Genomic DNA, 10392 nt, shown 5'->3' on the forward strand with positions numbered 1-10392 from the left:
TCGTCGCAGCCAGGATTGAAGTCACGGGCGCGTTCGGCCGCTTGCATTCGGGGGCATGGCAACTGGAAAACGGTCGCTCAGGCAGCCGGGGATGTTGATTGCTCACTTGACGCCGGCCCGCTAATGGGTGTCTTCCCAGCCGAACAGCCGCTCGATGGTGTTGAAGCGCTCCTTGAAAATGGCCGGCTCGAACAGCGCCTTGCGGCCGCGTTTGGGCGTTTTCCTGCCACGCGGGTTCGGGTTGATGTTGGGCACCATGCCACGATTAAAGATGGCCTTGCGATTCACCCGGCAATCGTAGGCGCCATCGAGGCTGACGATGGTGCCGTGTAGTGTCAGACCTGCTTCGCGGGCGGTCTTCGTCAGTGTGGGCAATGCCTCGCGTAACATCGGCGATTCGTTGTGATTGGCGGGTGCGACCACGAACGGTGCGATGAAGTTGCAGCGCCGATCACAGAAAGCCACGATCTTGCAGCCCTTGAGTCTTTTGTGACCGCTAAAACCGAGATTGTCGCCGCCTTTCTTTGCCGCAGTCGTTGTGCCGTCGCCGTGAATGATCGACAGATCGAGCAACTGGTCCTGCTGAAGCCGGCGCACTGACGCGAGAAATATCGCGCCGAAACATCCGCTCGCCTGCCAGCGACGAAAGATCCGGTAAATGCTGGTCGGATGAATTTCGCGTCGACCCTGCTGATTCCTGTCGATCGGCAGCATGTGCCACTGGCATCCAAGGTACAGCGCCTTCAGGATGTAGTTGAAGATCCTGTACAGTGGCAATCGCGGCAGCGGGCCACGACGACCCCGTGGCAAATGAGGCAAGACAAACTCGTTGAATTGCGCTTCGCTCAATTCAACCGGAATCCCTCGTCGGGCTTGGCGTTGGGCCATTTTCCATCATCAAAGCGATGGATTCTAGCCGCTTCGACGACAACCGCTCGAATCCCTTTACCCAGCTCACCTCTCCGCCTGTTTTTACACCTGAGAAAAACCTGCAACCAGTAGTGAGCTAGTCGCTTAACGACGTACCGTTGTTGGCAATTCCGATCAATCTGAGTTCGTCGCCATGCTCGATTCCGAGACTCGCTTTGCAACCTGCTGGCTGGATAGCGTGAATCACATAGGAACGGGTGCGACGTCTGGCTACACGTTGTAGCGCACGGAGAGCGGGAGAGTGCGACTACGAAGACGACAAAGACCACGGTAGATCGTTGTTGACCAATTAGACGACAAAAACGGGTGCGCAGGTGCCGGGATGGCTCCCGCTCATCCAGCTACGGCGTCAGATACAGTTTGTCCGGAACCTTACATCTCCTACATCCGTCGGCCCGATTGGAAGAAATACATCACACCACATCGAGATGACCCGGCTCCGTTGGCAGAGTCGTAGCCGCACGCAGCGCCAGCGACCTTCAGTCGTACGCGTACCCCGTGCACAGGCTCACCGGACGGCCACCGCGCAAACCTGCTGCAATCTGGTTGAGCGCTTACCGCCTCACATCGCAAAACTCACACCATCGCGGGCATTGAGTTCGACTGCGGCCGCGCGTGAAACCCTTACCGATCGACGCATGGTGGTGTTGGCACAAGTTTTGCGTTTGCTTTTCGCGGACCATTACGGGTGGATTGAATGACGACTGAACACGAAATCAAATCTCACGGCGCTGCTGTCTCAGCCGGCGTTTTTGCGCGCGCGCCCCACACGGTTGCGGAGCCTGCGCGTGCAACGGACCTGCGACCCTTGTCTGGACGGATCACGGGGGACTGCGTACACGCAGGAGGAATGCCGCCACCTCGCGTTCGAATGCATCGCGCCAACGTACATCGCGCTCGTCGAGCGTGGCTTACTGAGAGTCGTCGCGCGAGGCAGTTCTGCACGGCAATGGGCGGACTGCATGGAGTCGACTGGATTACGGCTGGGCCGTGCGAGGGCAGGCACATCGCATTCTACCGGGCAACACCTACGGAGGCGGCATGACCTGCATTGTGGCGCTGACGGATGGCAGGAAGGTCTGCATGGGTGCCGATTCGGCTGGAGCAAATGGTTGGTCCATGATCACGCGCGCCGACCCCAAGATTTATCGGGTGGGGCCGTTCCTGATCGGCTTCACGTCGTCCTTCAGGATGGGGCAGCTTCTCGGCCATAATCTGACCGTCGCGCCGCGCCCTGAAGGTACCGATGTGCTGGTCTTCATGTGCACGACGTTCGTTGAGGCGGTACGCGCTTGCTTTACCCGCGGTGGATTCGCACGCAAGGACAGCGAACGGGAATCGGCTGGCACTTTTCTGGTCGGGTACGAGGGGCGCATTTTCCGGATTGGCGACGATTATCAGGTTGGCGAAAACGCCGTGAACTTCNATGCCTGTGGTAGCGGCGAACAGGNGGCGCTGGGCTCGCTACATACCACCGCCGGAATGCCGATGCGGCCNGAAATCAGACTCGAACGCGCCCTGGCTGCGGCGGCCGAATTTTCAATGGGAGTCCGTGGCCCGTTCCNGATAGAAGTGCTGGACGGCCAGACCGCTCGACGGTCGAACGACGAAGCGGTAAGCGACGTTTGATCTAGCAGCCGCTCACTGGCGACGAATGGGCGGTGGTCGAGTCGCTCTTCGGCCCGCAGACACGTGGCCCTGCCGTCCGCGCGTCGCCAGTCTGCGGGCTGAACGCCATCCTGCATGTGCTCACCAAGAAATGCCGGTGGGTGCATCTGCCGCAGCACCTCGGCTACCCGTCCCACTTTGCCGTCCGGCATAACTCCAGGCGGTGGCAGCAGAAGGGCACGATGGACGTCGTGGTTGCGGCTCTGGCGCAGCACGGTCGCGTACTGAGGCCGGCCACGCCCCAGAATGAGATCGGTGTAGACGTCGCGCTCGGCGGGAAGGACAAAACGGTAATCACGCCGCGGTACGACAACGACTTCGCCGAACACCGGGTAGTTCTCCAGGAAGATCAAAGCGGGAAAACTGAAAGTGGATGAAAAGCGAGAACGTCTTCAATTATTTTGGAATGCGTAATATTCCGCAACTGATTTTCTGTGTGAACGGAAAGGAATACGACGGATTGGCCGGGATGTCTTCTTTAAGGTTGAAGGACGAATGCCGGGCTTGCACGCGTTCATGGCCGGGAATGTGCGACGGGTGTTGTGGCGGAGAACGCGCGGCGCGAGTCATACGCGGCGCTTCCCATGCCGCGCATGACCAACACCTACATGTTCAATGGCGACCAGGATCGGCAGGAAACTATCGAGTCGGTGAAGAACGGCCTGTACGCGGTGAATCCCGGCGGCGGCCAGGTCGACATCACGAACGGTAAGTTTGTGCTCTCGGCGTCCGAGGCGTACATGATCGGGAACGGCAAGATCACCGGCCCGGTGAAGGGCGCGCCGCTGATTTGCAGCGGTCCCGAACCGGTGAAGTACGTGAGCATGATCGGCAACGCCATGTCGCTCGACACGGGCGTCGGCGTTTGCGGCAACGAAGGCCTGCGCGTACCGGTCGGCGACGTTGTTGCCTGAATACAGAGGAATTTCCATGCTGCCTACCGCAACGATTCAGGATCCGAAGGACTACAGCATCAACGGCCGATTCGTCCGGCGCTTCCTCCGATTGACGCGTCCGTATTGGACGCGCCCGCGCGCGTGGCGTTCATGGCTCGTGTTGGGCGCATGTACTGCCTTTTCGATCGTGGACACTGCACTCGGTGCCAAGCTGTCGTTTCTCACCAGAGAGATGAGCGATGCACTGGTATCGCGCCACGCGGTGTCCTACTGGCACCTGTTCACCCTTTTTACGTTGGTGGGCCTGGTCATCAATGGCGGCGTGGTTAGCCTGTTTTTCAACTTCGTGGTGAGTCGGTTGACTTTCCACTGGTGGGCGTGGCTGACACGCGACCTGGTGCGGCGTTATCTGAATGGCCGTGTGTATTTTCGTATCGAGCAGGACAACGATGTCGATAATATTGACCAACGAATCCAGCAGGAAGTCGGGCCGTTCTGCAGCATGGCCGTAACGTTGCCGTGGGTGTTGCTACACGCGGGATCTGGATTGGCGGTTCAGGGCTGGATCCTCAAATCGATTGCGCCAGCGTTGTTTTACGGTGTGCTCGCATATGGTGCCGCGACCACGGTCATTACGTGGTGGCTGTACCGCCCGTTTATTCGCCTGCAGTTCGAATCGACCGTGGCGCAAGCCGATCTGCGCTTTGGCATCCTGCATGTACGGAACTACGCCGAAACCATTGCTCTGTATCGCGGCGAACAGGCAGAGGGCACGAGCATCGGGAAACGCTTGCAACGGGCGGTTCGTATCGCAGTGGCGACCTTGCAATATCAGTTCGTCATGAATGCCGCAGAGGCCGGTCTTGGCTTGATCTGGACCGTATTGCTGGTGCTGGCCCTCGTGCCATTGTATTTCAGCGGAAAAACTACATTTGGAACGATTACTCAGGGTGTCGCTTCTGCAGAGCTGCTGCGGGGCGCGATCCAGCGACTGACAGGATTCGTGCCCACATTTGCAACGGGGGCGCCTCACGTGGTACGGCTAGCGCAGATCGTCGAGAAAGTACAGGCAGTCGAGCGGGAAGGCGCTGGTCGGGACAACACGATCACGCTTCGTCGTGGCCAAGCCATCCGGTTCGATCGTCTCACCGTCGAGACGCCCGGACGGGAACGCACGCTGTTGCGGGACCTGTGCCTGACGCTTTCCGCTGGCGAGCACCTGCTGATTATGGGGCAGACCGGAGTCGGTAAAAGTTCATTGTTGCGGGCGATGGCGGGGCTGTGGCGCGCGGGTAACGGCACGATTACGATGCCGGACTCCGATGAAGTGCTGTTCTTGCCACAACGGCCGTACATGCTACTGGGTAGCTTGCGCGAGCAGATCCTGTATCCGGCGACAACGCGGGCGTTCACCGACAGCGAACTCCAGGCATTCCTGGTCGAGGTATCACTGCCTGATCTTGCTGCCCGGCATGGTGGCTTTGATAGTGTCATCGATTGGTCGCGCGTGCTGTCACTCGGCGAGCAGCAACGGATAGGCTTCGCGCGTGCACTGGCTGCCCAGGCGCGTTACGTTTGCCTGGACGAAGCGACGAGTGCGGTCGACGTGGCAACGGAAGCGCGGCTGTACCGGGTGCTCGCCCTGCGCGGCATGACCTGCGTGAGTGTCGGGCATCGACCGTCGTTGCTCGCGTATCACACCCTGGTGCTGGAACTGCAACCGGATGGGAATGTGCGTTTGGTCACCGTCGACCAAAGCCGAGAAAAGGTGGAGCGCCTGAGCGACGCAGACATCCTTTGAGCGCTGCTTTTCAAAGACGTTCGTTATCCTGAATCAACCATCGATATGACTGTGACGAATATGAATAGGTTGAACGGCTCGTGCATACGCAGGAACAACTGTTGGTGTTCCCAAACGCCGCTAGCAGCGTTCACAGAGTTGCTTGCGGCCGCAAACCGTCTGTCCATTGTGGCGTAAGGGAGATCGCACCATTTGGTGCGAGTTGGCATGGTGTTGAGACGGAACAATAATTAGGAGGAAGCCTATCCAGTAACTCTACTAGTATTCTGTCCCAGAAATAATTTTGCATAGCCGAGCCACTTTCTGGAGAATTGAATCGGCAGTCGCGGTCCATACGAACGGCCGGCCGTGGTGGTTGTACTGCTCGATATACCGCTCGATGCCGGTAACGAGTTGGCGCACGTTCTTGAACGACCCTCGACGAATCGCCTGCTGTGTAATCAGGCCAAACCAGCGCTCAACCTGGTTCAGCCAGCTTGAGTAGGTCGGCGTGAAGTGCATGTGGTAGCGCGTATGCCTGGCCAGCCATGCCCTGACCTTCGGATGCTTGTGTGTTGCATAGTTGTCGACGATCATATGCACATCGAGATCGGCAGGCACTGCCTGGTCCACATGCCTGAGAAACGCCAGGAATTCCTGATGTTGGTGGCGCGGCTTACATTGCGCAATGACTTCACCCGTTGCCGTATTGAGCGCGGCGAACAAAGTAGTAGTGCCATGCCGGACGTAATCATGCGTTACCCCCTCGAGGTAGCCCAGCCCCATCGGCAACATCGGCTGAGTACGCTCTAGCGCCTGGCACTGGCTCTTCTCGTCGACGCACAGCACCAAGGCATTGGTCGGCGGGCTCAGGTACAGCCCGACAATATCGCGTACCTTCTCTACGAAGTAGGGATCATTAGACAGCTTGGAGCTCTTTGAACGATGGGGCTGTACACCGAACAACGACAGATATCGGGCCACCGAACTCTTCGAAATCCCTGTCTGCGCAGCAGCGGACCGCACGCTCCAGTGCGTTGCCCCGTCCGGCTTCTCATGCAGTATCCTCGCCAGTAATTCCGCTACTGCTTCATCGTCATGCGTACGAGGCCGGCCTGGACGGGCTTCATCACGCAGACCGGCAAGTCCATGGGCAACAAACCGCTTCTTCCAGTGGGTGATCGCCGGCGGTGTCACTTCGCACTGCGTTGCAATTTCCTGACTCGTACGACCATCAGCGGCCATCAAGACAATCTTTTCCCGGCGAACCAGAGAGTGAGGCAGCGAACGCGAGCGGCTCATTGAAAGCAATTGCTCTCGCTCCAGCTCCGACACGACAACCTCGATTCCTTTGCGTCCCATGATCGCCTCCTGCACACCGTGACTCGATCATAGAACAATTTGGACTTATGCAAAGTTATTTCTGGGACAGAATACTAGCGCCGAGTTAATTCCAGACATGCCGACGGGACCGGCACGGTGATCGGGCGGACGCTGCTCATACTGGGATTCAAGGATTTTTGCTGTGCCCGCATCATTCTGGGGCGGCATCGAAGTCATGCAGATGATCGTCAAGGGAAAGATGAAATGCATTCGCGGCACTCAACCATCTGCCGCTGAGCGATTTTACTCGCGGGCGAAATAAACCCCAAATGCAAGATACATTTAAGTGTTCCTGATCAATTGATTTGAATTTGACTATCCTGGCGCCGTCATGATACCGGGGTAGCGGATGAAGTGTGTTGTAGAACTGAGCGAAGCCGAAGAAACGAGGTTGCAGCAGTTGTCGATCAATCACAAACATCGGGACACGCGCACGCGAGCGGCGGGTCTGCTGATGCTCGGGCGCAAGATCAAGCCCAAGGTGATTGCTGCACAACTCGGTGTGAGCGGACAAAGGGTCTACAACTGGTCCCACGCATGGCGCGACAGCGGGGTGTTCGGGCTGATGGGCGGCCATAACGGTGGCCGTCCGCCTGCGTTGTCTGACGCAATGATCACCTTGGCCCTTGAGGTGGCGCGAACCGAGTCGTCGACCCTTGCGCAGATTGGACAACGCGTGCAGGCCATTCACGGCGAACCGCTGCCATGCCGGATCGAAACGCTCGGTGAGGCACTCAAGCGCGAAGGCTTCTCGTTCAAACGCAATCGCTACGCGCTCAAAAAAAGCGCAACGAAGAGGAGTTCCAGTTGAAAGCGGATACGCTCGGCAAGCTGCAATGTGCCGCGCGCGACGGTCAGTGTCGCCTGTTCTATTTCGACGAGGCAGGCTTCCGTGCGGCGCCGCCCGTCCAGTGAAGCTGGTCACCACGGGGATTGCCCCACAGTATCGAGCCCAACAGCCATTGCAAACGCAGCGTCGTGGGCGCGCTTGACTTCGGTAAGAACAGCATCATCTACCCCGCGAGCGCCAGAACGGTGAAAGGCCCTGATGTCGTCGAATTTCTCGACTCGCTGATCCGCAAGGGCGATGGCCGTCCGACTGTGATCGTGCTCGACAACGCGAGCATCCATCACAGCATTGATCAGGACACGCTGGATCGCTGGTTTCTCGAACACAAGGCACTCCCGTTCTATCTGCCGCCGTACAGTCCCGAGCTGAATCTGATCGAGATCGTCTGGAAGCACTTCAAATACCACTGGCGACGCTTCGTCACCTGGACCAGGGAAACCATCGACGCTGAACTCGCTGAGTTGCTCGGCGGATACGGCACGATTTCAAGTCAATTTCTCGTGAACACTTTACTCAACGATGCCGACGTGTCCGCGCCGCGCTGGAAGAGGGAATGGCTCGATCCAACGGCGGACTATTGCCAGGCACATCACACCTTGCTCGAGACGATACCAGCATCTGCTTTACGCAATGCGGCCAACTTTACTACCGCTCTTCGAGCGATAAATCGTTATCGCGACGACTGCAGGTATCGTTAGCCTCGCAAGGCGCGCTAGCCAAATTAGCGGGCACATTAGCGCTTCTGTGAAGGCTCTGGTGCAAATAGGCGGTCGGCCTATCCCCTGCAGGCGTTCGACACCCTGTTTGCCGCGCGCGCCTGGGTCACCGGGTTGGTGCGCTGGTATAACCACGAACATCGTCACAGTGCGATCCGTTTCGTCACGCCTGCCCAACGGCACGCCAAGCTCGACCAGCAGATCCTCGATCGCCGCGCTACGCTCTACGAGGCGGCAAAGCAGCGCAACCCGCTACGATGGAAAGGCCCCACGCGAAACTGGAAGCGCGTACACACGGTCCACCTGAATCCCGATCAGACAGACAACTTCGAACCCATCAAACGCGACCACCGACAGGAGCAAAAAGCCGCCTGAATTTAATCGTTGAGGCGACATCTAGCTTGAAATTTACCGACGCTCGAGCAGCAACTCCTCGACGTCGCGCAGGCTCAGGCTAAACCGGAAATACCAGCGAACCGCGCAGCTGATGACGACGGCAGGGAACCGGTGGCCGTGAGAAAGCTGTTTTGCCTTCTTCATTACGTCATTCTACCGCCCCCTCTCCATCAACCTGACAGAGCCGCTGCCAATTGTAAGCCCGCTGACTAAGGTTCTACGGTTTGTTGGACCGTCGAACAAGATAGAAGCTACAACCCGAGCCGGCCACCGCAGTGCATTCATAGTAGCTACGACCGTAAGGACCATTTTTCCGGCGCCACATGCTTTCATCCACCCCTAAAGTCGGTAGCGGAGGCCTCGGTACGAATCGTAAATCTGCATGGCGGCCGTTCCTAAGCTCATACGAGCAGCTAACTAGCGCTGGCGGCCCACTATCACTATCCTTCGCTGGATAGAACGTGGCAGAGATAAATCTCCTGATGCGATCGTCATCGTCCGGCGCAACGCCCAACCACATACCCTCAGCATCGTTGGGTACTGCTGTAGCTGTATACCAAATTCCTTCCTTACTTATCTCAGAGATAACTGGACAGCGCTCTAACGTTTCGGCCGACGCGTACCACGATGCGCTAACTGCGATGTGAAAAATTAAAATGCTTTTCTTCATAGTCAAGATTCATCCTAGTACGCAGAAGTATATTCGGAGAATAAATCCAAATCATCGATTTGAATCTGAATTAAGAAATGGCTCGTAAGAGCACTTCAAGGACGCAGCCGACCCACTATCCTTCGTACGTGCTGAAGGAACACGGTGGAGAAACGCCTTGCTGGTGCTTTCCCCCAAGTCCCGGCGCAACACGCAGTCATTTGTTCTCGCCATCGCCGGCGATTGCTGTGTACACCCTCTTGCCATCGCGATATCATCGGTAATCGGGCAGCTTACGACTGCTTCAGCCAATACCGACATCAGTGCTCCGATAACCGGTGGATGGAAAGCAGGCCTTTACATAAAGCGCGAACCGTGAGTCGCAGCCAACTTGTGGGCGCAAACAGCATCGAACCTGCACGAAGTGTTGCATCGACTCTCGGTAACAGATATACGTTTAACCGAACTGCTGCTTAAGCAGGTGGAACGCATATTGATTCCGGGCGCGCGCGTGCTAACCTTCGGTAGCTTGATCTGGTTAAATACGGCATCCAATTAAATTATTCAGCTCGAGCTGTCGTCTAGCGACAATTCGGCCGCCGTATTGTCGTGAACAGTCGAATGAGTTTTGCAGACGTTATATGATCAATTGATTTTTGACGAGTCAGTTGATTTACCAAAAAAGAAGCTCTTCCTTTATAAGACATAGAAGTAACCATATCAAATAAATAAAATTGATGGTGCTGATAATTTTTTTGACTCTTCAAATCCACGTTTCAGGCGTTAAGGCACACCTGCAATGTCTGTCTGGGTTGTGCGCTGTGGCGCTGCCCCTGTAGCGCTGCGCAAGTCGACTGGCGAGATTTTTTCCCAACCTGCAGGATGCGATGCCCCTAGTATTCCGTCCCAGAAATAACTTTACGTAAATTAAGATTGTTCTATGATCGAATTCACGGCGTGTTGGAGGCGATCATGGGACGTAAAGGAATCGAGGTTGTCGTGTCGGAACTGGAGCGAGAACAATTGCTGTCAATGAGCCGCTCGCGTTCGCTGCCTCACTCTCTGGTTCGCCGGGAAAAGATTGTCTTGATGGCCGCTGATGGTCGTACGAGTCAGGAAATTGC

8 protein-coding genes and 2 pseudogenes are annotated in these 10392 nt (G+C 57.0%); 6 read left to right on the forward strand and 4 right to left on the reverse strand.

From position 1 onward, the window contains the following. Positions 1-120: 120 nt before the first annotated feature. Positions 121-888: a transposase gene (locus A3CW_RS0143585; RefSeq protein ID WP_081772103.1), complete on the reverse strand. Its 768-nt coding sequence runs from the start codon at positions 886-888 to the stop codon at positions 121-123. A gap of 1703 nt (positions 889-2591) precedes the next feature. On the opposite strand from A3CW_RS0143585, the gene A3CW_RS0143595 reads away from it, so the two are divergent. From A3CW_RS0143595 to A3CW_RS0143605, 3 genes and pseudogenes are all read left to right on the forward strand, one after another. Then, on the forward strand, positions 2592-2975 hold the full coding sequence (locus tag A3CW_RS0143595) for a transposase (protein WP_028209095.1): 384 nt from the start codon (positions 2592-2594) through the stop codon (positions 2973-2975). Positions 2976-3140: 165 nt separating this feature from the next. Beyond that, positions 3141-3512 (forward strand): annotated as a pseudogene (locus A3CW_RS0143600) (metallopeptidase TldD-related protein); the annotation flags it as partial. A gap of 16 nt (positions 3513-3528) precedes the next feature. After that, positions 3529-5295 carry an ABC transporter ATP-binding protein/permease gene (locus A3CW_RS0143605; protein WP_028209097.1) on the forward strand — a complete coding sequence of 589 codons (1767 nt, stop codon included), beginning with the start codon at positions 3529-3531 and terminating at the stop codon, positions 5293-5295. Positions 5296-5553: 258 nt separating this feature from the next. On the opposite strand, the gene A3CW_RS0143610 is transcribed toward A3CW_RS0143605, so the two are convergent. Then, positions 5554-6636, reverse strand: coding sequence for an IS630 family transposase (locus A3CW_RS0143610; protein WP_028209098.1), 1083 nt, complete (start codon positions 6634-6636; stop codon positions 5554-5556). 370 nt (positions 6637-7006) lie between these two features. On the opposite strand from A3CW_RS0143610, the gene A3CW_RS0143615 reads away from it, so the two are divergent. The 3 genes from A3CW_RS0143615 (at position 7007) to A3CW_RS0143630 (ending at position 8598) form a co-directional block, all read left to right on the forward strand. Next, on the forward strand, positions 7007-7468 hold the full coding sequence (locus A3CW_RS0143615) for a helix-turn-helix domain-containing protein (RefSeq protein WP_028209099.1): 462 nt from the start codon (positions 7007-7009) through the stop codon (positions 7466-7468). 122 nt (positions 7469-7590) lie between these two features. Then, the gene (locus A3CW_RS49790; RefSeq protein WP_211254144.1) at positions 7591-8205 is read left to right on the forward strand and encodes a transposase; all 615 of its coding nucleotides are present in this window, start codon (positions 7591-7593) and stop codon (positions 8203-8205) included. Positions 8206-8337: 132 nt separating this feature from the next. Next, positions 8338-8598, forward strand: coding sequence for a hypothetical protein (locus A3CW_RS0143630; protein WP_028209100.1), 261 nt, complete (start codon positions 8338-8340; stop codon positions 8596-8598). 39 nt (positions 8599-8637) lie between these two features. On the opposite strand, the pseudogene A3CW_RS51995 reads toward A3CW_RS0143630, so the two are convergent. Both A3CW_RS51995 and A3CW_RS54685 read right to left on the reverse strand, forming a co-directional pair. Further along, positions 8638-8763, reverse strand: a pseudogene (locus A3CW_RS51995) (IS6 family transposase); the annotation flags it as partial. Positions 8764-8836: 73 nt separating this feature from the next. After that, positions 8837-9289 (reverse strand): DUF3757 domain-containing protein, encoded by a 453-nt coding sequence (locus A3CW_RS54685; RefSeq protein ID WP_081772104.1) that lies wholly within the window; start codon positions 9287-9289, stop codon positions 8837-8839. Positions 9290-10392: the final 1103 nt, after the last annotated feature.

It is taken from the genome of Paraburkholderia nodosa DSM 21604 (assembly GCF_000519185.1).
GTDB classification, from domain to species: Bacteria; Pseudomonadota; Gammaproteobacteria; order Burkholderiales; family Burkholderiaceae; genus Paraburkholderia; species Paraburkholderia nodosa.

Excerpts from the sequence above, each read along its gene's own strand:
- A3CW_RS0143585 (WP_081772103.1), bottom strand. The coding sequence starts at position 888 with ATGGCCCAACGCCAAGCCCGACGAGGGATTCCGGTTGAATTGAGCGAA.
- A3CW_RS0143605 (WP_028209097.1), top strand. The coding sequence starts at position 3,529 with ATGCTGCCTACCGCAACGATTCAGGATCCGAAGGACTACAGCATCAAC.
- A3CW_RS0143610 (WP_028209098.1), bottom strand. The coding sequence starts at position 6,636 with ATGGGACGCAAAGGAATCGAGGTTGTCGTGTCGGAGCTGGAGCGAGAG.
- A3CW_RS0143615 (WP_028209099.1), top strand. The coding sequence starts at position 7,007 with ATGAAGTGTGTTGTAGAACTGAGCGAAGCCGAAGAAACGAGGTTGCAG.
- A3CW_RS54685 (WP_081772104.1), bottom strand. The coding sequence starts at position 9,289 with ATGAAGAAAAGCATTTTAATTTTTCACATCGCAGTTAGCGCATCGTGG.